This is a genomic window from Bradyrhizobium sp. Mp27 (assembly GCF_029953005.1).
Classification (GTDB): domain Bacteria; phylum Pseudomonadota; class Alphaproteobacteria; order Rhizobiales; family Xanthobacteraceae; genus Bradyrhizobium; species Bradyrhizobium barranii.
In genome coordinates this window covers 1-21413 of record NZ_JASAUS010000136.1, presented here as the reverse complement: position 1 = coordinate 21413, position 21413 = coordinate 1, and the positions used below count along the sequence as shown (strand labels likewise).

The window sequence follows — 21413 nt, the reverse complement described above, 5'->3', positions numbered from 1 at the left end:
CACCACCTGCTTTGTTACGAAGCAGGCAGCGCAACAGACCAACCTGTAGGGGGTCAATTTTGGACGCCGATCCCCCGGCTTAGGGGGTCAATATTGCAAGCCGAATGACAGCTTGGCGCCACTGCTCGAGCGTACGCCATCACATCTTTCCAAGACCGAGCGGCAGCGACTTGCCCTTGGCAGTGCGCTGCTAGGCCAGCCTCGGCTACTCCTGCTGGACGATCCACTCATTGTGCGCGACCGCTCCGCCAAATGCGAGATCCTGCCATTTCTCGAACGCATCCTGCAATCGCTTGCGTTGCCGATGATCTACATCAGCCATGACATCACCGATATCGAACGTCTCGCCGATCATCTCGTCATGATGAAAGATGGCACCGTGACTGCGGCCGGTCCGCTCAATGTCACCCAGAGCGACCCGGCGCTCGCCAGCCGCAGTGAAGCGGCAATCTGTCTGGATACTATGGTCGGCGGTTATGACGGGCGCTACGGGCTGGTCAAGCTCCGCCTCAAATCCGCGCGCTTTCTGATACCAGCAGTACCGCTAAGGCCGGGCGCAAGGCTGCGGCTGCGCATCGCTGCCGGCGACGTCAGCATTGCGTGCGAACCTCCGCGCGCAAGCTCTATCCTCAATGTATTTCGAGCACGCATAACGGCCTCTCTGCCGCACGGCGATGCTGAGGTCACCTTGGTTCTGACCCTTGAAACTGGCCACTCTGGCGTGCCGCTTTTGGCGCGCATCACGCGCCGCTCCTTTGATGCCCTACGGCTCAGTATTGGAGCGGAAGTATTCGCGGAAGTCGCGCGCGCCGTTCCGCTCGGGCTGCCGAGCGGTGGCTTGCAAGGCCTGCCACATCCCCATGAGCACCTTGGACGGCTATGTCTGGACGCGAGAAACACACCAGCAAGATCGCGGCCATCATCGATAGTCTAGATGAGATAGATTCGAATAGCGCTCCGGGCAGTTCTTTACCTGCCAAAGACGATCTTGAGGCTACCTGCCGATTCCGCTTTGGATGTCGCGCAGCGAGGAAGGCATCACCTTACAGGTGCAGCGGCACTCGAGGGGGGCACACACATTATGCTCGCAAGCGAACGTTGCGAGGGGAGAACAGATCTCGATTTCCCAACCGTTCGGCAGCAGAACAATCCGGTCTTGACAAAAACGGTTGCCGAGGCTGCGCCCGCCGTCTCCCGGGCGCTTCGCAGCAGGACCCCATCTCCTTGCGATCAGCAAATTCGCCAAACAACGGGAATGAGCTGACCGGACCTGCGCGCCGAATCGTTACGATAGCCAGGCGTACCGGACTTAACAGACGTTCCGAAAAACATGCCTTGCGGCCGGCGCCGTTCAACCCCAGCTGCGGCTATTGGTCGGAACGATACCGGGCGGCGCACGCCCATCGAAACCCTTCGCCATTTGCGGAAGCCGCCTTAGCTCCCGCGTCCGCTGCTGCGCCGCCTCGATGCCTTGCGAACGCGCCGATTGTGGACCTTGAACGGCACGACGTCGCAGTTACCAGCGGCGAGCGCCAAACTGCCATAGCCCGGCCAGGCCGGCTGTGCAGTGCCTACCGGTCGGGGACGAGATTGCTTCGGTTTAGGTCTGGCTGCCGTCTTCCCGCCAACCGCGTAGCCAGCGCCCGTGTACTTTCGTGCTCAAAGGCGCCTGTATCCAAGCCGCTGGGCTGGTCTTGTTGCGCCAATTCTAGGTCTAAGAATGCGTGGCATATGGTTTGCTCCACCAGTGAGGTCACGATCTACAAAAGCAAGTTTGTGAGGACACCATGCTCGGAATTGGAAGTCAGTTGCCGCCATTCGACATCACAGGCGTGAAGCCCGGTTTTCAAGCGCAGGAAGAGGAAGGGCAGAGTGCGTTTGAGACGCTGACCGAAATGAGCTTTCCGGAGAAATGGAAGATCATCTTCTTTTACCCAAAGGACTTTACCTTCGTCTGCCCGACAGAGATCGCAGAATTTGCTCGGCTTTCCAAGGAATTCGCTGACCGAGATGCGGTTGTACTGGGTGGCTCGACTGACAACGAGTTCTGCAAGCTTGCTTGGCGGCGCTCACATGTCGACCTGCACAATCTACCAATCTGGCAATTTGCCGACACAAAGGGAACGCTCGTCGATGGCCTCGGGGTGCGTTCACCCGAAGGGGTTGCCTATCGTTATACCTTCATTGTTGACCCCCAAAACACGATTCAGCACGTCTATGCGACCAATCTGAGTGTGGGCCGCAGTCCTAAGGACACACTCCGCGTTCTAGACGCGCTGCAAACCGACGAGCTCTGTCCCTGCAACCGCGAAATCGGCGGGGAAACACTGAAGGTTGCGTGACGCAGCATGTCGCCGATCGAACAAATCTACGACAAGATTCCCGATTTCGCGAAGGATGTCAGGATTAACTTGACCTCCTTGATGGCCGATGAGACGCTTTCGCCGCGGCGAAAATACGGGGTGCTGGTAGCGAGTGCAGTTGCCACCCGCAATTCAGCCCTGATTGCCGCGGTGGAATCGGCAGCCTCGGGCGTGATGACATCTGTGGCGATCGCCGCAGCGAAAGCTGCGGCCTCCGTAGTGGTAATGAACAATGTCTACTACCGCTTCGTTCACCTCGCTTCCAACCCAGAATACAAGACGATGCCGCCGCGGCTGCGCATGGACGTGATTGGCAATCCCGGCGTGGACAAGTCCGATTTCGAGCTGTGGTCGCTTGCTGTCTCCTCCATAAACGGCTGCGGTATCTGCATTGATGCCCATGAGAGGACATTGAGAGCCGCGGGCGTCAATTCGGAGACGATCCAGACCGCCGTGCGCTTTGCTGCGATCACACAGTCAGTGGCGATCGCACTCGAGGCCGCTGGGCCTGCCTCCCCTCAGGCAGGAGACTGATCTTTTCTCTGCCATCAGATCGACGGCATCGTGGCGCTACTCAGTGGCGCCACAACGAGCCTTTTGCTGCTTATCTGCATGTCACGTCTTGCGTCGCGTTGCGATGACGGGTGTCTTCTCAAACAACCCGGCGCTATGCAGGTGACAGTGAGCGCGCCACAGATACAGTGAGATTGCGTCGGCTAACGCCGCACCACCCTTCGCTCTGTCATCACCCAAACTTGAACAGAACACCATATCCGCCGCGCGGGTGGCTCCATTCGATGTCGCCGGTCGGCTCGGCGATCACGCGGCAGGTACCGCATTCAATGCAGCCATCAACTGTAACTTCGACCTGGCCGTTGTCGTTGAGCTCGTAGCATCGCGCCGGGCAGGCCTTCAAAAGTGTGAGGAGCTGCGGCGATGGCGTCTTGTGCGCACGTACCCTGACGTGAGGGTGCCCGGCGTCGACAAGATAACGGTTGTAGTACAGCTTGTCTTCGACGCGCACGGAGGGTTCGACATTCATGCTTTTGCCTTCCACTGTTGGACTTCACACTGTCGCGATCACCGCCAGGCCCTGGCAAAACGGTAAGCATCGCCGACCAGACCTGACCATGACCGCGTCTTGACAAAGGATTTGAGGCTCGCCTTCTCCTTCTCAACCTTGGGCGTACCATCGACGCGCACAAAGTTCTGCATCGCCTTGGAGATAAGCTGCGGATAAGTGAGAAAGAAATTTTCGGAGTGGGTATGCATGAGGGGTGGCAAATCCTTGTACTTCTTGAGATCTTTGATGACGAAAGAATCGTCCAACATCTTTTTGTAGATTGAGAGATTTGTTGCACTCATCGGTTCGCCGCGCGATTTGACCAGACCTATCGCTTCGGCCGCGATACGGCCCGATGTCATCGCGAGATTGGAGCCCTCACGATGAACGGCATTGTTGAGTTGGGCGGCATCGCCCACGACGACCCAGCCCTCCCCATAAAGCTGTGGGATCGATTTGTAACCGCCTTCGGGAATGAGATGCGCCGAATATTCCTTTACTTCGGACCCTGCTATCAGTGGCGCCACAGAGGGATGCCTTTTGAATTCATCGAGCAGGCCATACGGCGTTTGGCCCGTGCGTTGGAAGTCGGCGACGAGACAACCGATGCCAAGCGAAATGCACTCTTTGTTGGCGTAGATGAAACCCATCCCGGTCATGCCGCGGGAAATGGTACCGGCAGCCTCTATCACGACGCCTTCATCCCCCTTAAGATTGAAGCGTGCTTCGATGGTTTCACGGGGCAAGAAGTGCATTTCCTTCACCGCGAGCGCAACGTTATCGGGTGCCGGACGGGCGCGCAGGCCCGCACGCGTGCCGAGCAAGCCATTGACCCCTTCGGCCAGAACGACGACGTCAGCATGTATCTCGCCGTCACGGCGATCTGTACGAACACCGACGACCCTGTTACGATCGTCCTGCGCGAGCTCTGTGACGGTGGTCTCGCAAAGCACGATCGCGCCAGCTTCCCGCACCTTTGAAGAAAACCATTTGTCAAACTGGGCGCGTATAATCGTATAGCGGTTCGGCCTCTGCTCGTTGAAGTCCTCCGAACGGTAGTGCATGCCGACATGCGAGCGATCGTCCATCATCCAGAACCGCTGTTCGATCAGGTGGCGTTCGAGTGGCGCCTCCTCTCGAAACTCGGGGATCAGCTTTTCCATCATGTCGGCATAGAGGATGGCCCCCTGCACATTTTTCGATCCGGGATATTCGCCCCGCTCGAGCTGCAGCACCTTCATGCCCTGTTTGGCCATCGTCAATGCCGCCGCGTTGCCGGCCATACCGGCTCCGACCACGATCGCATCGAATCTCTCTTCAATCATCAATATCTCCTCTAGACCGCGATCCTGGCGCGCGAATCTGGCAGAAGCCGCGCGCGAAATGCAGCCGTCAGGGCTGGCAACAATTGCATAGCATCACTGACGATCGCGAGATGGGCGAAGTCGAAGATCGGAGCGTTTTTGTCCGTGTTAACGGCGACGATCAGATCCGCGCCCTCGACGCCGACCCGGTGCTGGATCGCACCGGAAATGCCCGCGGCAATATAGAGCTTCGGCCGGATGGTTTTGCCTGTCTGACCGATTTGCCGGTCAGACGTAACCCAGCCCTTTTGCACGAGAGGACGCGAGCAGCCATATTCAGCCCCAAGCAGAGCTGCGAGCTCGCGTACCAACCGGAAGTTCTCAGGCGATCCCAGTCCAAGGCCGCCCGCAACCACAACATCGGCATAGGCCAGAGTGGAAGTTTCTGCATCGCGGTCGGGTAGGAAGGACAATACTTTCGTGACTATATCGTCTTCTACAAGGCCGAGCGGATGAACGACGATACGAGCGGCATCGCGCATAACGCGTGCAGGCATCGGCATCACTCGCGGGCGGACCGTGGCCATCTGCGGGCGGTAATTCAAGGTATAGATTGTGCAGAGCAACGAGCCGCCAAAAGTTGGCCGCGTCGCCGCAAGTGAACCGTCGGCGTCCACGTCCAGCGTGGTGCAGTCGGCAGTAAGCCCCGTCGATAGATTCGTCGCCACGGAACCTGCGAGATCGCGACCAAGCGTCGTGGCACCCAACAGTAATATCTCGGGCTTGTAGGTGTTGACGAGTTCGGTGAGCGCTTTCGTATAAGATTCGTTGCGGTAATCCGACAACACATTGTCGCTCACGAGATAGGCCAGATCGGCGCCGTAGCAAAAGGCTTCAAGTGCGGCGTTGCGTGTGTGCTGCCCCTCCGGACCGACAACGACAGCGGCAAGATTCACCTTTAGCCTGTCGGCAAGACCACGCCCCGCACCCATGAGCTCCCAGGAAACGGGATGCACTTGGCCCCGCTCCAGCTCGACGAAGACCCAGACGTGCTTGTACGACTTGAAGTGCTCCGGCAGTTCTTTTTTGGCTGCTCCGCGGCCGGCCCCTGCTGGCATCGCCGTTTTGCTGACCTTGCTCATAGTCTAAATTCCTCTGGAGATAGGCGCGCCCGCGCCACGGGTTGCTTTTTCGCTTTCGTTAACCGAAGTTCACTTTTGGCCGGCAAGTGGCTGGCTGCTCTGCCCGCCTGCGCGCTCGGACCAGTCGCACCACAATACGCGTCGTCGCAATTGGCGCACCCATTCGGCCGGCTTTGGAGGGATCTTGCAAACTGAATCCTTGGGTGCCGGGCTCGACGAGCGCCACCGTGGCCGGCCAGGACGAGGTGATCCTGACCGGCCACTTCCATGCCTTAGTTGACTAGTCCGTTCGCGGCGCCTCGCCGGTACCATCGATGGAGGTCCTGGCAAGGCTTCTGTCACGCGACCGTGCCGAGCCTCCAGCGCTGGCACTCCGTGTGGGAGGAGGGCACCACTTTTCGTAGCGCAGTTTCTATCTGCGATGAGATGCAGACACATTTGAGCGGGATCGGGGGCCGATTTGATGCGGACGCTACTGTGCATAGCCGCCGCAAGAGCCGCGCGAAGGGGACACCTATTATTGACTACCATCTCACCGTCACTACGAAACTGCGACCGCGTCAAAGACCGTTGCGAACAGACCTGACGGCATCGTAGGCCTCGATATGATGCCGCAGGGGGGCTCGGCAGGCAATGTAAGCAGCATCATGGGTCCTCCTTCAAACTCACCGCGGGCGCCACCATCTGTCGGCATCGATGATCAGATCAGCAGGACAACAGCAAGTGTCGTACCAGTTGCAAAGACGATTGAAGTCAGTGGGACGTATTGGCTTGCGCCACACATCAAACAGCTGCTGATACCTGGTCACGAATAATCCGGACATGGGTCGGGAATACGACAGCCGTTGGCCGGGCCATGACTAAGAGACTTGCCGCGATAAATAGAAAGCCGCATTAACGGAGCGCCTCGGCGTCCGCCGGACAGACTTCGCTTACAGTGGAACGCTAGGTCACTTCAACTCGCTCAAAGGAACGAAGGCCGCAGCCTTCTTGGAGTCTGAGACGGCATCCTTCAAAACCTTGAACACTCGCTCGTCGATCGGTGACGATGCCACGAAATCTCCATATGCCCGTTCCAGCATCGCCTTGCATCGAGTTCTGATTTCCGGCTCTGCGGCACCAGCAAATTTCTCCTGTGCGAGGTATTGTCCCATGCGCTTCAAAATGTGAAGGCGCGCGACATTCACGATCTTAGGGTCGTACTCGACGCCAAGCAGCGAAAAAAACTCCTCTGCCGATGAGGCCTTGCCGAGTCGATCTAGAATACCGGTTGCTGGGGATGAGCTGATCATCGAATATTCTCCTTCGGTTTAGCTCTGGTGAGCGCCCACATTGAGCGGATCCGAAACAGTAACGACAACGCGCCCGCGGGTTTTGCGGTTGCGCTCAATCTGATGAGAACTCGGTGACGGCGCGGAAAGACTTCTCATGACTGACACCTGAAGTTCGCGGGCCCGGTATATCCTAACACTTGGTTGACCTTTTCCATCGTTAGCTCCTGATGACTACACAGCCCGAAGACGGCATGGATATTGTGGCAAGGGACCACATATTTCATCGACACCCTTGCGTCGACCCTCGCGTCGGCGCCTCTTTCCCGGGTCCGTGCGGCACTCCATCATGGTAAGCGGAAGATCTGCTTCGATAATTGCGCGGACGCGATGTTTTTGTTGACCGCGCCCGCCGTTACCGCCGCAGTCTTTGTGATCCTAACGGCCGACCTAGTGCAAGAAGTCACGCTTCTCTTTATGACCTTGTTCAGCAAATGCATCGTGGCAAATGCGACAGCGCTATGAGGCCGAACGCGTTGCCCTTTGGTGCGACAGGTCCGTTGCGGCGCACCAACACGGGTGAACTGTAGCCTAGCACTCGATCTTGCCGCCTTAACCACACGGCCGTCCGCTCGCATCCAAGTTGGTGATCCGCGCCCTCCTCCGACCTGCGGCCTACAAATGCGGTGAAGCCTTTTCGGATAACGATGCGACTGCGGTCTCTCCTGGCGTTTCAGATGCCCGGCCGCTGGACACAGCCGGCCATGCTGCGGCCTGCAACAGCAAATCGCGCCGACGCTCGGCCATCCGGCTCTCACCGCTTTCTTCACCGAAACAGATGTTGAATTCGTTACATTGATTGCACACGGGTGTCGTGCACATCGCAAGGCCTTCGTCCTCGCAAAGCATGCGGTAGAAGAAGCGCTTCCAACGCATATTGTTGACATTGCTCGCGGCGAGCGGCGCGAAATGCCGGCTCATCACGAGCGAGAGTTCGCCACGATCACGCAAGCCGAGAGCTTCCCAAAGATGGTCCGGCTCCATGGCGCGGCGCGCGATCATCGCAGCCAGCCACCGGCCGATATCCCCTTCCGTCGAGCGATGCTTGAGCAACAGATCGCGAAGCATTGCGATCTCCTCATCCTCTTCCCGCTTGAAGGGCGCGGCCTGCTCCGGGGCCCTGATCCCGGTTGGGAGAAAGTGCTGCTCCAGTAAGACCGCCAATTCAACGCCGGACAGGCCAACTTTCTCAGACAGACAGCCACCATCCATCGTGGCAGCCGCCAGGATAGACGCCAGGGCATGGCGATCGAGATTGCTGTCGATGGCGATATCGGCATTTGCAGGATGTTCACCGGTGAGCAGCCGGTAGGTTGAAATTCCCTTGTGCAACTGGCTATTGGCGTCAGCAGCACAGGCAGTCGTGAACGGAAGGACGTGCGGCTCGGACATAACTCTGCGGTTTTTCACAATGCGTGGTTCGTCACGGCGCACTCTGGTTTTCGCGGCCGATCGTCAGTATGCCGGCCCCCCCCGGGAAGGGGGGTGAGGGAGACCGGCATCTGTCGCACGCCTTCGCAAGGCGGCGACTCGCGGCCTTTACGAGGCTGCGAGTTCGGCGGCGGTTTTGCCGATGATTGATTCATCCACGGCCTTTATAATGCCATGCTCCATCAGCATGTCCTCGAGCTCATCCATTGAGATCGGGGTCGGGATGATGCCCTTGCCGCCATTATTGTGAACCTTGGCCGCTAGTTTCCGATAGTGATCAGCCTGCTTGGAATCGGGTGCATATTCAAGCACCGTCATGCGACGCAGCTCTGCATGCTGCACCACATTGTCACGCGGCACGAAGTAGATCAGTTGAGTGCCAAGCTTCTTGGCCAACGCTTCCGCCAGTTCCAATTCCTTGTCGGTCTGCCGCTCGTTGCAGATCAGGCCGCCCAACCGCACCCCACCTGAGTTCGCGTATTTCAGGATCCCCTTGGAAATATTGTTTGCGGCATACATTGCCATCATTTCACCAGACATCACGATGTAGATCTCCTGCGCCTTGTTTTCGCGGATTGGCATCGCAAAGCCACCGCAAACAACGTCGCCAAGCACATCGTAAGAAACATAGTCAATGTTCTCGTAGGCTCCGTTCTCTTCAAGAAAATTGATCGAGGTGATGACACCGCGGCCGGCGCAGCCGACACCTGGCTCAGGGCCACCGGACTCAACGCAGCGAATGTCCTGGTAGCCAACCTTCATTACGTCCTCGAGCTCTAGATCCTCCACGCTGCCGGCGCTCGCGGCAAGACTCAAAATCGTGTCTTGAGCCTTGGCGTGCAGAATAAGGCGAGTCGAGTCCGCTTTCGGATCGCACCCTACAATCAGGATCTTCTGACCCATCTCTGCCAGCGCCGCTAGCGTGTTCTGCGAAGTGGTGGACTTGCCGATTCCGCCCTTCCCGTAGAAGGCGATTTGTCTTAGTGAAGCCATGCTGCTCTCCATCAACCGATTTGCCAAACGTTGCGCGCTTCTTTTGCGAGCTTTGCTTCCCTCGCAGAAGCGGGGGCACACGGGTTCAAGGGAAGGAGCGCATCGCTCGCCTTACACGTCGGCGTGCACTCAGCCCTCACTCAGTGTTGCTGCCGCTTATCAGCAACAGCCGTGCCAAGGTCTAACCCGGCACCTTAAGCTTCTGATTACGTTTCCAAAAGCAACCAGCCGGCGCGCGATCGTAGGCTGTTTTGGATCTGACAAGATCTGCCCGGCTGTCAGACAACGAACAAACAATCGCAAACATGAACGCCAACAGCCAAATAGGCTGACTTAGCCGATGCCGCCATTGTGGAACAGAACTTGCTGCCGCTCGCGCAAGCTCAGCCATGTGAGGAGTAAAGATGCCGGACGGAGTCAAAATGAGACGGGCCAGCGGCTTTGCAAATTCGCTGAGGGCGCACCATGCGCTGATATTGACGTTGACTATCAAGAACTTCGAATGGCTCCCGGGAAGCAGCAGCCCTGTGCTATTCGCCCAGCATAGCACGCCTACATAGGTACGCCGTGGCTACAATCATCTTTTATCAGAAGCCCGGCTGCGCCACGAACGCGCGTCAGATTCAAGCGCTAAAGTCCGCCGGTCATGACGTGGTCGTCCAGGACATCTTGAAGGAGCCATGGCATGCGGACGAATTGCGCAGCTTCTTTCGCAATATGCCCGTCGGCTCCTGGTTCAACCGAGCCGCGCCTCGTGTCAAGTCGGGCGAAGTCAATCTCGATTCTATCGACGCGGCGAGCGCACTCGCATTGATGGTGAGTGATCCACTCCTGATACGACGACCGTTGATCGACTTAGACGGAATACGATGTGCCGGGCTCGATCGCGAGCCCGCGCTGTCGCTGCTTGGCCACCAGACGCAGGAGCATCTCCAGGGATGCCTGCACCAAGCAACTCGCACGCGCTGCCCGAAGATGGGATCAAGCGAATGAGCCTGTTCCGGACGATCACACCAGAAGAATGACGTTCTCGACTTGCGGCTTGCTTGGCGCGAGTATTTCCTTTAGCAAAACGTGTTTCGCAGCTGTGATCCTGATGCAACTGAGCGGCACGATCGCTCCCATATTTGATTGGTATCAAATCTTTCGCCGTTCCTTATGTGTGACAGAGACCTTGCGCGGCTTCTCGCGCGACTTTTGGAATGGAGAATTCGATGAGAGCAAGAACAGTCCTGGCAACTGTATCGGTCTTCGCGCTAGCGACCTCGTTGGCCAGCAACTCGGTACGTGGTGCTGATCTGGGTCCGGCGCCGGTCTACTATAAAGCTCCCCCTATTGAACCCCGCAACCCGTGGATGATCCGCCTGCGCGTGCTTGGCGTTTTGCCGGATACCGCAGGCAGTTCCGTCAACGTTCCAGGGACGCCGTTGCTGTCATCACCCAACTCTGGGCTTTCGATCAGCGATCAAGCTATACCAGAGCTCGACATCACCTATTTCTTCACAGCTAACTTAGCCGCCGAGCTCATTCTCGGCGTGACCAGCCATCACGTCAGCGGCAATGGCGCGCTCACAGGGCTCGATATCGGCAAAGCCTGGCTCTTGCCTCCTACACTGACCCTGCAATATCACTTCACCGATTTTGGGCCGCTTAAGCCCTATGTCGGCGCGGGCATCAACTACACTGTATTCTTCAACCAATCGGCAGCCAATACTTCGCTCGCCGGGCTTTCCGTCACGGATCTAAACATCAAAAACCAATTCGGCGCGGCAGTCCAATTCGGTTTCGATTACATGCTCGATCGCCACTGGGGCCTCAACTTTGACGTTAAAAAGCTGTGGCTGCGGCCGGAGTACTCGGCCACCTTAAACAATGCGATTGCCGTTACGGGCCGCGCCCATATTGATCCATGGCTCGTCAGCGGCGGCGTCGCTTACAAGTTCTGACGTTAGAGCAGAGCCAGAGTGGAGAGGCCGTTTGATAAACTCGGATCCCAGCAGGATCATCGAGCTCGTCTCCTACTCTCGCCGGACTGACACGGAAAGCCGGCTGACGCGCCATCGACGCGTCAGCTCGCAAGAGAGGGAACCGCTGGCGTTGCTCGCGCTGCAAGTTACGAATCGCGCAGCACGTGAGTAACATTACACAAACGTCGACTCAGAATATGATCATACGTCTGTTTCGCCACGCTTAAGACCGAAGCCATTTTCCCATTTGCCTGATAAGAAGGCGATACGCCGCTGACAGCCTAATCTTGGCCGCGAAGTGCCCGGTTAATCTCAGACGATCCGCCCCCCAACGTCGAGCCGACCATGCTAGCTAACCCGGCAAGCGGCCGCCAAGCGACGCCTCTAGCTTCGCTTGAGCACTATCACAAGCCGGTCGACACGTTGGCCGTGCTTGAGGTGGGATATGACGATCTCGTCGACATCCTCAGGCGTGGTCGCGCGATACCAGACTCCGTCGGGATAGACAACCAGCAAAGGACCAGAGTTACAAAAGCCAAGGCAGCCCGCAGTCGCGAAGCCAATATCGTCGAGGCCTTGCGCTTCGATCGCCTTGCCCATTCGATCCCACAGAGCTTGCGCGCCGGAGGCGCCACAACTGCCGTGGGGATGGTTTGGCGGACGCTGCGTGTTGCACGCAAAGACATGGTGCCTATAGAGTTGAGGGAGATGAAATTCTTTTTCTGAGTTCACGCGCCTATCCTCTGATAGTGAATTTCAGCTGTCGGGATGAGATGTGAGCGCATAGCCGCCCGCAATGTCCAACGATGACCGTCCATTGGCGCATGGACACCTGCTGACACCAACTCCCGCTTGCGAAGGCAGTCGGAATGGTCGGGCGCCTTACTCGCTGTCGTCGCTGAGATGAGCGATAGGCACCTTCACGTCCGAAGGTCGCCTGCTGATCAATGACAACCTCTTCTCCCGGCATCGAGACCTCTCATTCATGCAACAATCCCCCCGATCAACTTTCTCGAAGAGCAAGTTGCACACCAAATGCGTCATAGCGCGCCTCACAATTGAGGGAAGTTGCGGCAATGCCGACGTTCTCGCCGCTATCAGCGATTGAATGCCATGGCCTCGCTCAGAACAATAATGTCGGCCGGAGAGACGGCGTCGCCCTCGATCTGTTCACTCATCAAATCGCGGTTACCGGTTCGCTCAACCCGGCCCCGCCGTTTCCTGCTTTAAGGTATCGACAGCAGTTCGGCTCAACCGGAATACCCCGCGGCCACGAGCGAGCGGCTGATAAGCCGAGCTGGCACGGGTGTTGAGGACATCGAACCACCCGTTCGGAGTGAGCTTCCCTGGACGCTGGCCGATTTGTATCACCCGCCCATTCGGGGCGAAGCGGACGTGGATGATGATTTGTTGCAAGCTCATACCGATTCCTTATTTTGGCCGCTTACGATCACGAGCTGACACCCGACAAGCTCGACTGTAATGTGGTCGATTTCGAATATCTTAGCGGGACTCCTTCACGTGATTGCAGATGCGCGTCGTAGCACTGCTCGACCATGCGACACCACTCCAAGACATCATCGGTAGGCTTGCACAGCACTGCGCCGTATTCGGCCGGCTCATTGCTCACGGCCCAACATTCCTTTGGCCAATGCGATCCCGGTCGCCCGCGTTGAGTGTCGAACTCACGCATCACGCCCCGCCCGCGGCGCAGCTGGACAAAGGGACCCATGCCGTCGCTATCGGCAGCAAGCAGCCGTTCGATCTCGATCAATTCCTCGGTCGTGATCGCCATCGTCGTTCTTCTATCCTCGGGGACGGTGGTCCTTCATTGCCAGAACAGGCGCTCAGGATCCGCATTCAATTCGTCGATTGCAGGGATCAAGCGATGATAGAGGCTGTAAAATTCCCAGACTCCCCCCGCATGATTTTTGCGAAACAGCTTCCAGATCCCGGTCACGCCATCATAAAGGATCAGCGCGACATCGACGAGCGCGCCATCCTTGTCGATATTGCGCGAGCAGCAGGGACTCTCGATGCAGTAGCCGCCCCACACGGGCGTCACGTTTGGCGAGACGTAGAGATAGCGCTTCCGCGCGCTCAAGCCGCGTTCGATCCGTTTGCGATCAAGCTCGTTGGGATGACGCGCCAACCCCGGTTTTACTTTCCTCATCAGTGCGGAATTCATGATGAAAGCCTCCCTTCAATGCCTTTTGATGTTCTCTTGAACTCCAGCAGATGAGCAGCTCCTCACCAAAATCAACGATAAAGATAGGCTCATGCGCTTTGTTGTTGAGAGTATCGATGACGGTCTGGCGGCTCGGCCTGGCGGCGAGCGAAGCTCCGTCCGTCTCCGTATCGACCGATGAGCGGTGCTTGATCAGGTCGGCTGTCGGTTTACCCCGCTGGCCCCACCAATATTTTGGAAAACCTCGCTGAGTCATGACTCCTCCGGTAGTGGCAAATCATCGACCTCCTCGCCTGCATCCACTGGCTCAAGTTCCTTGCGTTTCATGCCAACGCGGTAGCCGCTTTCCAAAAACTCCACGCCGTAGATGTAGAATTGCTGCAAGAACGTGCCGATCGAGACGACGTAGCCCACCTCCCCCTTCTTGACCAAGACGTCTCCGATCTCCTTGCCGGGATAGGTGCCATCATTCCGGATGACGCGATTGGCGCGAAGCTTTTGGCCAAAGCTGAAGGCGGGTGGGTCGCTTAGCTCGACGGCGTCGCTATCCCGGAGAATTCTGTTCATATTTCGCTCCTCATGCACCGACGGCGCGGGGGCACGCCGAGGGGACACTCTGCTCCGCATCACGAGGCGCCCTCGAGCGCCGAAATGTCGCCAGGCTGTGCTGCCCGCCAGCAACAGCCCCATCGCAGGAATCCAGAGCGGCCACCGTCCGTAAGAGCAGACGCCGGCGCCTGCGGAGCCGCCAGTTCGCAGCGCGACGTTTGGGACGTGTTCAGCACCAGCGATTGCATTGCCGGTCAGGCTCCTCACTTCAGACGGGCGCCTGGTAGCGAGGCAAGGCCCTGTCAACCACGCAGGTGTTGTCGACCGGACAGGCAGCGGCACATTGCGGTTCGTCAAAATGCCCCACGCATTCGCTGCATTTCGCCGCTTCAATGACAAAGTTCCCCCCCTTCTCCGAAATAGCAACGTTCGGGCATAAAGGCTCGCAAGCTGAGCAGCTCGTGCACTGCGAGGCGATGATTTTGAATGGCACATATTCCTCCTTACGCCGCAGAGATCCGATCTCCAGGCCAACGCGGGGGCACGCCGCGCTGCACATGCTGGATCTCCCCGCGCTTTACTTTGCCGACATAGGCCCTGAACCAAGCGATCGTCGACTTCTCAATGTACTCATAGGCGAATTGATCGACCGGCTCGATCCCAGCCTTGATCAGGCCGCTCTTGGGGCAGCCGCCGATCTTAGCCACGAAGACCGCGTGGCAGTCACGGATGTCGCGCATGATCACGGATAGCCTATCTTCCTCGCCATAGCCGGCCTGGCAGTAACCCTCCACACGACGTAGCCCGACGAACTTGGCGCCGGATGTGGAGAGCTCGTACAGTTGGAATTCCTTTGCATGTCCAAAGTGCTCGTTGATCAATCCCGAGCCCTTAGTTGCGACGGCTACTAGAACAGTGATCGCGCTCATCTCTCCGGAGACTCCCGCCAACTCCTTTTGACCGGCCGCGACTTTGGAGACGCGCTCATTCTCTACCCTTTTTTGATAAGCCTTGCGCATCTCCAGGTCATAATGGACGTCCATTTTCATCACCTGATCATTGGTGAACTCCGCGCTGCGATCCTCGCCGAGTAGACCGACCGCATCAGCGCGGCACTGCCGGCAATGCCGCATCATGTTTATCTTCCCTTCGCAAGCATCTTGCAGCGTCTTCAATTCTTGAGCCGTCGGACCGCGCTGACCGTTGAGGCCAAATGCTGTTCCGTGCTCGGGTACGGAGATCAGCGGCATGATATTGTGAAGGAAGGCACCGCGCGACGTGACCGCCTTGTTGACCTCGACCAGGTGGTCATCATTGATATTGGGGATCATCACCGAGTTGATCTTGCACAAAATGCCCCGTTCGCTAAGCATCTCGAGCCCTTGAAGCTGGCGATTGGTGAGTATCCTTGCCGCCTCGATGCCGGTGTATCGCTTGTGGTTGAAGAAGATCCATGGATAAATCTTGGCTCCGATTTCAGGATCGACCATGTTGATGGTGATGGTGACGTGGTCAACTTTGGCCCTCACGATGGTATCGACATAGTCTGGCAGCGCTAGTCCGTTGGTTGACAGACACAGCTTGATGTCAGGAGCAGCCTCGGTGACCAACGCGAGCGTTTTGAACGTCTTTGCTGGATTGGCCAGGGCATCGCCGGGACCAGCGATGCCAAGTACCGTCATCTGCGGAATGGTCGTCGCGACCGCGATCACTTTTCTCACTGCCTGCTCAGGGGTGAGCTTCTCGCTCACCACACCCGGACGCGATTCATTGGCGCAGTCGTATTTTCGGTTGCAGTAATTGCACTGGATATTGCAGGCAGGTGCGACCGCGACATGCATGCGAGCGTAATGATGGTGCGCATCCTCGCTGTAACAGGGATGGTTTTTCACCCTTTCCCAGATTTCGACCGGCAGATCGCCTCGGCCGGCCTGCGAGCCGCAGCTCGCCCGCCCGGTCTTCGCCGAAGCGCGGCAGCCCTTATGCTCGGTTATGGACTGCATGATCTTCCCGCTATTGACCGCTGCTTTGATATATTTTCCGCGCTCCACGACCGAGATCACTCCCCTGCAAGCATCGACGCCCACAGATCATCCTAGAGCGCGCTTCAGGAAGATTAGCAACTTGCATGCCGTGGCGAGGATGATGCGAATGCAACCACAGTACACCTAGTAGGCGCAGCGATAGCGTTGGCACTTGCAAGACAGCAATGATGAGCTTGTTGGCAAAGCGACAGATGCGTCGCCATTCTCACTCGGGGCTCCATCTCGTGTGCTTTTCACTCTCGCGGGGCTCGCCCCGATCCAGCTCATCTGAACGGGCTTTCGCGCGCTGCCGCTCTCAATTGGCCCGATCCGAACTGGGGAAGCCGGACATCATAAGGCCAATACTAGGGCAACACGCGTCCGAATATGACAGGCAGCAATGAGGGCCAAAGATGATGGTGCAATCGCCTTGTCCCGACTGGCTGAGTAAACCCCGCCTCATCAATGCCGTCGCGGCGGGCCGACGTTTGCTGATCTTGATATGCTGCGCCGCAGCCAGTCGACCCCCAAAGCCCCGAGACAGCGCCGACTTACCGGCGAATAAGCCGACCGATGCATCTGGTGTGCTCAGCACATCGCATTTTCAATTCCCTGATGCCAGGACGAGAGAGACGACAATGATCTCGGTCCCCAGGGCGGGCGCCAAGGTCCGCGAGAGTAACCCTTGCATCCGCCGCATCGACAGCGCTCATCTCCGTGAGCGCTTCATGGATCGTCGCCGCTCTCATCCCGCTTCTTCGCGTCGATTGTGATCGGTAACCGTGTGTCGCTCGCCATCTCGGGCAAATCGAGCACCCAACCGTTAGCGACTTTGATCCAGCCGCCCCATAGGGTCTCGTACTCGGAGGCCACGATTGACTCTTCGATATCCTTTTTTGGCACGTAGATTGACAAGCCCGTGTCCGGAGAGCGGCGGATCATGATTTTCACGAGGTCTGCTCCCTGACCGTGGCGCGGGAGCTGGCGCGCATGCGAGTCACGATATCTGACACAGCGCACACGGCCTCATCGACTTCGGCGAGGGAGGTTTCGCGCGAAAGAGAAAAGCGCACGGCGCCGTGCATCCGCCACGCAGGCACCTGCATGGCACGCAGAACATGCGATGGCTGCATTGAGCCCGACCTGCAGGCTGACCCGAGCGATACGGCGATGCCCGCCCGGTTAAGACGGTGGGCAATCGCTTCACCTTCGAGATGGTCGAAGGCAATATTAGTCGTATTCGCCAAACGATTGCGAATGTCGCCAAGCACAACGCACTCGCCATTGCGCAAAATTCCCTGCTCAAGGCGGTCACGTAACGCGCCAATGCGGATGCGCTCGGGTTCAAGCCGCTCCGCCGCAAGTTCGGCAGCTTTTCCTAGTCCGACGATTCCGGGAATATTCTCGGTCCCAGCGCGCCGCCCTCGTTCCTGTGATCCGCCGCAGATCAGCGGCTGGAATTTTGTCCCTTTACGCAAATATAACGCACCTACCCCCTTCGGGCCGTGCAGTTTGTGCGCGGATAGTGAAAGCATGTCGATCGTGCTGTCCTTTAGGTTTAAGCGTACTTTACCAATGGCCTGCACCGCATCTGTGTGAAATAGCGCTCCCGCCTCACGGGTCCACCCGGCCAGACACTTCACGGGAAATATCGTTCCGGTCTCGTTATTGGCCCACATAACCGAGGCAATCGCTGTGCGTGGCCCAAGCGCGCAGCGAAACGCCTCGATGTCGAGCCGGCCGCAAGCATCTACGGCAATAATGCGCGTCTTGACTCCCCTTGCCGCCAATTGCTCCGTTAGCGCAAGTACGGCGGAGTGCTCAACCGAAGTGGTGACAACCTCGTCTCGACCTTCCTGGGTTGCAAGTGCCGAGAGGATTGCGGCATTATTGGCTTCGGTCCCTCCCGAGGTGAAGACGATTTCGTGATCGTATGCACTACCCAGCAGGCCGCTCAAGCTTCTCCGTGCCTGCCTCACCGCAATTGCGGCCTCGTTGCCAAAGGCATGCGCGGACGAGGCATTGCCGAATTGCTCAGTGAAGAAAGGCAACATGGTTTGCACGACGGATGGATCAGTTCGCGTCGTTGCATTGTTATCGAGGTAAATCGGCGCTCGATTCTCGCTCACTGCACCACCCCGCCTGCAGCAACAACGAGGACCAGGCGATCCAAACCTCCGATCTTACCTACCAGGTGCCCCCGAATCCCTTCTAGACTCACGCTCGGAAGCTTGTACGGCTTGCCAGCATTGTCGAGCCGCGCCAAGAGCATGCTGCTATCGTGCCGATCAGCTAACAGGCGCCAGCTTCGGCTTGGCGATTGGGTCCGATCTCTTCGTTCGCGCAGCGAACGGGACCCTCTCGCATCGTGGGGATCGACGAGTTCTTCTGTCGGTCTGGTTCGGCCGGTGTGGTTCATTGCCCTTTCCTTATCGCCTGATCAATGTTTCCATCAGCCGAATGATTTTCCACAGGAGCAGTTGGTGGCCGCGTTCGGGTTATGAAAGGTAAAGCCAGAGCTCTCCGGTGCCAGCACGAAATCGATGGTTGTGCCGGCCAGATGCTCTCGGCTCTTGCTATCGACAAACACCTTGAGCCCATCGCAGTCGATCACGGTGTCGTCAGGCTTTGGCTCATCGGCGATGCCCATCTTGTATTTGAATCCATTGCAGCCGCCTGCTTCGATCATGACGCGCAGACCACCCGCCCGCCGCTCCGAAGATGAAATCGCGCTCTTGATTGCATTGACTGCGCTATCGGTCAGGTTGATCACGTCTTTGCCTCGTCAGCTTAGGCCCAGCTAAGAGCAAGTCACGTGCCAGCGCGCAGACGCCTGATGATGCTCATTTCCGCGCCCCTTGGCTGGCAACGGATGTCGGGTTCCTGACAAGGCACGTAAGGCGGTGCCTGCCACCGGCGCGTTTTCTTTCCGAGCTTCACTGAACGCCGCCACGCAGGCGACGGCAGGCAATTTGCATCGCATCTGGCTCCGACAACGCGTCGGTGAAGAGCATAGATCAAGGACAGATTTAATGACCGCTATCGAGAACACTGCACTCGGCAGACTTGAGAAGGAGAGCCGCCTTCTCAACGCCGTATTCAAAGGCGCGACCACCAAGCCGGGCCGGTTCGGCTTTCGCGGCGACGTCGCACTAAAGTTCCAGACTCAGGTCGCGGACGAGAAACGACCGCCAGACTATTCCATTGAGCAGGTTCTGACGATCGCCCAAAACGGAGAACGCACTATCCCCGTGCTGGCCGGCTACCTACATTCCTTCGCGTATCTTGTTGACGTCGCGACCGTCCTCGACGGTGCCTTGAGCCCAATCGGCAGCTATTTCATTTTCTGCAACAACATCGATTTGCTGGCGAAGTATCGAGTTAAGCTCGGCGATATTAACTTCCACGTCTTACCCTGCGATGAATCCACGGTTTGGAAGGAGATGATGGACTTGGTCGGGCTGAACAAGGACGACATCAAGAAGCTCGATCCGGCCGGCAAGCTTGATTACCTCCTCGATGCCACAAGGGATCTCGATCTATCCTATGAGGAAATCTCGTATGACGACGGACTAAAGAGGATGGAGGCTGTGAAAAACCGCAACGAGAACCGCCCGGTCTGAGGGCGGTCTTCAGTTGTTGGCTCATGCATCGTCCTCCGCGAGATGCACACCGACGGCGCAGATGTCGCCATCCACAACTACCAACGCGATCGGCGTAAGCGCTCTACCTTGACATGGACCTTCGACGCACCGCCCGGTGCCGAGTTCGAAGGTCGAACCGTGCTTGCCGCACATCAGCCGGATACCGTTTGGATCGAGGAATTCGTTCTGCTCCCAGTCCAAATTGACGCTGTGGTGCGGGCATTTATTGACATAGCCAAGCACCTTCTTGCCCCATCGCACCACAATGATGGGCCACGGCCGGTGATTGCCGTCATCTTCGAGGACCATAAGATGAAATCCGATGGCCTGGCGGCTCGGAATGTCGTTAAAGCTGCAAATCGCATAGACGAGAGTTGGCTGCATAGGTTGCTCTTGCAAGACTTAATTGTCGCTGTGCAATTGCCCCTGCAATAACCGTACGAGCGCCGAAACGAATCGTGTCTGGTCATCCGACGCGCAAACTTGGCTATTTCAGCAGATCTCGTTGCACAGCGGCGTATATTTCAGACAAAGGAACATTGAGCCTTCTCGTTCCCTCCGTGCTAGCTGCAGAACTGCTGCTCCGCGCTCCGGGCTTGCCGGACGGCCAAACGCGGCGGATGTCGCTGCTGCTCGTTAATGGCCACGCCGCATAGCGGGGCCACGGTGCCCTCCGATGGCGTATGTCTCACGGCGTCGCGGCCTTCGCAGAAGAGCCATGTGCTCGCTTCCAGCCGGCGCAGGGCGCGCGCAGCGAGCGCGCGCCCCCTTTGAACTAAGACTGTTGCGCCCGCGCTTTGAACGGTCAAACGCCCATCACTTCAGGTTCGGTGTTGCTATTGCAGCCACCTTACTCCATGCGCGTTCGGCAACATGCACTTCAAGCAAGGTGACGGCTCATCGTGCAACAATTCGCTTTCGAAACTGAGTGTCGATATCACTGCTCTCAGCTTTCGAAAAATGGCTCAGGGTCGCCGTTGCGTTACTCCATGCTTAGCCCCGTGAGGACGCGCTCCAAATAGACTGACGGATCATCTTCGTCAGAATAGTCCGCCTGGACCGTCGATTCAGCGGCGGCATCATCATCCTCCACCTTACTAAGGTACTTCGTAGGCTTGCCTACTCGCTGCCACTGGTCGTTCTCATTCTTCGTCCACACCTCGGGATGCTGGTGAGGATCAAGCACCCAGTGATTTCGACCCACATGAACAAAACCCATTTCTGCTAGGCGGGGTTCCATGCCGGGCAAGCCTGGTTTTGACAAGATCAAGGGATCATCACCATCCTCTCTCAGCTGGTGCTCAAGCCCCCGTGGGTCGGTCAAAATCCCCCGGGTATGGTCACTTGAAACTCCCCCACCTGATGATCGCCGTCAGCGCCGCTGAACAGCAGTAGCCGGTCAGGCAGGACGTTT

Annotated in this window: 23 protein-coding genes; 6 read left to right on the top strand and 17 right to left on the bottom strand. The window is 57.7% G+C overall.

All coding sequences use genetic code 11. From position 1 onward, the window contains the following. Window positions 1-112 precede the first annotated feature (112 nt). The 3 genes from QJT78_RS39990 (at window position 113) to QJT78_RS39980 (ending at window position 2897) form a co-directional block, all read left to right on the top strand. Complete coding sequence (locus QJT78_RS39990; RefSeq protein ID WP_281460532.1) at window positions 113-934, top strand: TOBE domain-containing protein; 822 nt, start codon at window positions 113-115, stop codon at window positions 932-934. An 853-nt stretch (window positions 935-1787) separates the two neighbouring features. Beyond that, window positions 1788-2342 carry a peroxiredoxin gene (locus QJT78_RS39985; RefSeq protein ID WP_011084586.1) on the top strand — a complete coding sequence of 185 codons (555 nt, stop codon included), beginning with the start codon at window positions 1788-1790 and terminating at the stop codon, window positions 2340-2342. A gap of 6 nt (window positions 2343-2348) precedes the next feature. Continuing rightward, the gene (locus tag QJT78_RS39980) at window positions 2349-2897 is read left to right on the top strand and encodes a carboxymuconolactone decarboxylase family protein (protein WP_011084585.1); all 549 of its coding nucleotides are present in this window, start codon (window positions 2349-2351) and stop codon (window positions 2895-2897) included. A gap of 211 nt (window positions 2898-3108) precedes the next feature. On the opposite strand, the gene QJT78_RS39975 is transcribed toward QJT78_RS39980, so the two are convergent. From QJT78_RS39975 to nifH, 6 genes are all read right to left on the bottom strand, one after another. Continuing rightward, window positions 3109-3405 (bottom strand): ferredoxin family protein, encoded by a 297-nt coding sequence (locus QJT78_RS39975; RefSeq protein WP_011084584.1) that lies wholly within the window; start codon window positions 3403-3405, stop codon window positions 3109-3111. 38 nt (window positions 3406-3443) lie between these two features. Next, a complete protein-coding gene (locus tag QJT78_RS39970; protein ID WP_011084583.1) occupies window positions 3444-4751 on the bottom strand; it encodes an FAD-dependent monooxygenase in 1308 nt (435 codons plus the stop codon). A gap of 11 nt (window positions 4752-4762) precedes the next feature. Further along, window positions 4763-5872 carry an electron transfer flavoprotein subunit alpha/FixB family protein gene (locus QJT78_RS39965; protein WP_014497958.1) on the bottom strand — a complete coding sequence of 370 codons (1110 nt, stop codon included), beginning with the start codon at window positions 5870-5872 and terminating at the stop codon, window positions 4763-4765. Between the two features lie 950 nt (window positions 5873-6822). Next, a complete protein-coding gene (gene nifW, locus QJT78_RS39960; RefSeq protein WP_011084580.1) occupies window positions 6823-7164 on the bottom strand; it encodes a nitrogenase stabilizing/protective protein NifW in 342 nt (113 codons plus the stop codon). Window positions 7165-7818: 654 nt separating this feature from the next. Next, window positions 7819-8637 carry a nitrogen fixation protein NifQ gene (locus tag QJT78_RS39955; RefSeq protein WP_011084579.1) on the bottom strand — a complete coding sequence of 273 codons (819 nt, stop codon included), beginning with the start codon at window positions 8635-8637 and terminating at the stop codon, window positions 7819-7821. 105 nt (window positions 8638-8742) lie between these two features. Then, window positions 8743-9627: a nitrogenase iron protein gene (nifH, locus tag QJT78_RS39950; protein WP_011084578.1), complete on the bottom strand. Its 885-nt coding sequence runs from the start codon at window positions 9625-9627 to the stop codon at window positions 8743-8745. 567 nt (window positions 9628-10194) lie between these two features. Between nifH and QJT78_RS39945 the strand changes: the two genes are divergently transcribed. Both QJT78_RS39945 and QJT78_RS39940 read left to right on the top strand, forming a co-directional pair. Then, the gene (locus QJT78_RS39945; protein ID WP_011084576.1) at window positions 10195-10620 is read left to right on the top strand and encodes an ArsC/Spx/MgsR family protein; all 426 of its coding nucleotides are present in this window, start codon (window positions 10195-10197) and stop codon (window positions 10618-10620) included. A 209-nt stretch (window positions 10621-10829) separates the two neighbouring features. Beyond that, entirely contained in the window at window positions 10830-11573 is a 744-nt protein-coding gene (locus QJT78_RS39940) for an OmpW family outer membrane protein (RefSeq protein ID WP_018647470.1), read from the top strand. A 405-nt stretch (window positions 11574-11978) separates the two neighbouring features. Here QJT78_RS39940 and QJT78_RS39935 read toward each other — a convergent pair whose 3' ends face one another. The 10 genes from QJT78_RS39935 to QJT78_RS39890 all read right to left on the bottom strand — a co-directional run bounded on the left by QJT78_RS39935 (window position 11979) and on the right by QJT78_RS39890 (window position 19128). Beyond that, the gene (locus tag QJT78_RS39935) at window positions 11979-12326 is read right to left on the bottom strand and encodes a (2Fe-2S) ferredoxin domain-containing protein (RefSeq protein WP_011084574.1); all 348 of its coding nucleotides are present in this window, start codon (window positions 12324-12326) and stop codon (window positions 11979-11981) included. A 718-nt stretch (window positions 12327-13044) separates the two neighbouring features. Beyond that, entirely contained in the window at window positions 13045-13389 is a 345-nt protein-coding gene (locus QJT78_RS39930) for a hypothetical protein (protein ID WP_011084572.1), read from the bottom strand. 33 nt (window positions 13390-13422) lie between these two features. Further along, window positions 13423-13782 (bottom strand): DUF3024 domain-containing protein, encoded by a 360-nt coding sequence (locus QJT78_RS39925; RefSeq protein WP_018647468.1) that lies wholly within the window; start codon window positions 13780-13782, stop codon window positions 13423-13425. Beyond that, window positions 13721-14038 (bottom strand): hypothetical protein, encoded by a 318-nt coding sequence (locus QJT78_RS39920; RefSeq protein ID WP_014497965.1) that lies wholly within the window; start codon window positions 14036-14038, stop codon window positions 13721-13723. The genes QJT78_RS39925 and QJT78_RS39920 overlap by 62 nt, the downstream gene beginning before the upstream one ends. Beyond that, window positions 14035-14349 carry a nitrogen fixation protein NifZ gene (locus QJT78_RS39915; protein WP_028153326.1) on the bottom strand — a complete coding sequence of 105 codons (315 nt, stop codon included), beginning with the start codon at window positions 14347-14349 and terminating at the stop codon, window positions 14035-14037. The genes QJT78_RS39920 and QJT78_RS39915 overlap by 4 nt, the downstream gene beginning before the upstream one ends. Before the next feature lie 250 nt (window positions 14350-14599). Beyond that, window positions 14600-14824: a 4Fe-4S binding protein gene (locus QJT78_RS39910; protein ID WP_011084569.1), complete on the bottom strand. Its 225-nt coding sequence runs from the start codon at window positions 14822-14824 to the stop codon at window positions 14600-14602. A gap of 10 nt (window positions 14825-14834) precedes the next feature. Further along, on the bottom strand, window positions 14835-16334 hold the full coding sequence (gene nifB, locus QJT78_RS39905) for a nitrogenase cofactor biosynthesis protein NifB (protein WP_011084568.1): 1500 nt from the start codon (window positions 16332-16334) through the stop codon (window positions 14835-14837). Between the two features lie 747 nt (window positions 16335-17081). Next, on the bottom strand, window positions 17082-17306 hold the full coding sequence (gene nifT, locus QJT78_RS39900) for a putative nitrogen fixation protein NifT (RefSeq protein ID WP_011084566.1): 225 nt from the start codon (window positions 17304-17306) through the stop codon (window positions 17082-17084). After that, the gene (gene nifS / locus QJT78_RS39895; RefSeq protein ID WP_011084565.1) at window positions 17303-18484 is read right to left on the bottom strand and encodes a cysteine desulfurase NifS; all 1182 of its coding nucleotides are present in this window, start codon (window positions 18482-18484) and stop codon (window positions 17303-17305) included. Before nifS ends, nifT begins: the two co-directional genes overlap by 4 nt. Window positions 18485-18807: 323 nt before the next feature. Then, window positions 18808-19128, bottom strand: a complete 321-nt coding sequence (locus tag QJT78_RS39890; RefSeq protein WP_011084564.1) for an iron-sulfur cluster assembly accessory protein — start codon at window positions 19126-19128, stop codon at window positions 18808-18810. Window positions 19129-19387: 259 nt separating this feature from the next. Between QJT78_RS39890 and QJT78_RS39885 the strand changes: the two genes are divergently transcribed. Then, complete coding sequence (locus QJT78_RS39885; protein ID WP_014497969.1) at window positions 19388-19978, top strand: hypothetical protein; 591 nt, start codon at window positions 19388-19390, stop codon at window positions 19976-19978. Between the two features lie 21 nt (window positions 19979-19999). On the opposite strand, the gene QJT78_RS39880 is transcribed toward QJT78_RS39885, so the two are convergent. Beyond that, on the bottom strand, window positions 20000-20383 hold the full coding sequence (locus QJT78_RS39880) for a Rieske 2Fe-2S domain-containing protein (RefSeq protein ID WP_011084562.1): 384 nt from the start codon (window positions 20381-20383) through the stop codon (window positions 20000-20002). Window positions 20384-21413: the final 1030 nt, after the last annotated feature.

Bases quoted from the DNA above. Each gene is read 5' to 3' on its own strand.
- QJT78_RS39885 (WP_014497969.1), top strand. From the start codon at position 19,388: ATGACCGCTATCGAGAACACTGCACTCGGCAGACTTGAGAAGGAGAGC.
- nifH (WP_011084578.1), bottom strand. From the start codon at position 9,627: ATGGCTTCACTAAGACAAATCGCCTTCTACGGGAAGGGCGGAATCGGC.
- QJT78_RS39970 (WP_011084583.1), bottom strand. From the start codon at position 4,751: ATGATTGAAGAGAGATTCGATGCGATCGTGGTCGGAGCCGGTATGGCC.
- QJT78_RS39930 (WP_011084572.1), bottom strand. From the start codon at position 13,389: ATGGCGATCACGACCGAGGAATTGATCGAGATCGAACGGCTGCTTGCT.
- nifB (WP_011084568.1), bottom strand. From the start codon at position 16,334: ATGCAGTCCATAACCGAGCATAAGGGCTGCCGCGCTTCGGCGAAGACC.
- QJT78_RS39925 (WP_018647468.1), bottom strand. From the start codon at position 13,782: ATGAATTCCGCACTGATGAGGAAAGTAAAACCGGGGTTGGCGCGTCAT.
- nifW (WP_011084580.1), bottom strand. From the start codon at position 7,164: ATGATCAGCTCATCCCCAGCAACCGGTATTCTAGATCGACTCGGCAAG.
- QJT78_RS39880 (WP_011084562.1), bottom strand. From the start codon at position 20,383: ATGCAGCCAACTCTCGTCTATGCGATTTGCAGCTTTAACGACATTCCG.
- QJT78_RS39975 (WP_011084584.1), bottom strand. From the start codon at position 3,405: ATGAATGTCGAACCCTCCGTGCGCGTCGAAGACAAGCTGTACTACAAC.
- QJT78_RS39980 (WP_011084585.1), top strand. From the start codon at position 2,349: ATGTCGCCGATCGAACAAATCTACGACAAGATTCCCGATTTCGCGAAG.
- QJT78_RS39920 (WP_014497965.1), bottom strand. From the start codon at position 14,038: ATGACTCAGCGAGGTTTTCCAAAATATTGGTGGGGCCAGCGGGGTAAA.
- QJT78_RS39985 (WP_011084586.1), top strand. From the start codon at position 1,788: ATGCTCGGAATTGGAAGTCAGTTGCCGCCATTCGACATCACAGGCGTG.
- QJT78_RS39915 (WP_028153326.1), bottom strand. From the start codon at position 14,349: ATGAACAGAATTCTCCGGGATAGCGACGCCGTCGAGCTAAGCGACCCA.
- QJT78_RS39940 (WP_018647470.1), top strand. From the start codon at position 10,830: ATGGAGAATTCGATGAGAGCAAGAACAGTCCTGGCAACTGTATCGGTC.
- QJT78_RS39965 (WP_014497958.1), bottom strand. From the start codon at position 5,872: ATGAGCAAGGTCAGCAAAACGGCGATGCCAGCAGGGGCCGGCCGCGGA.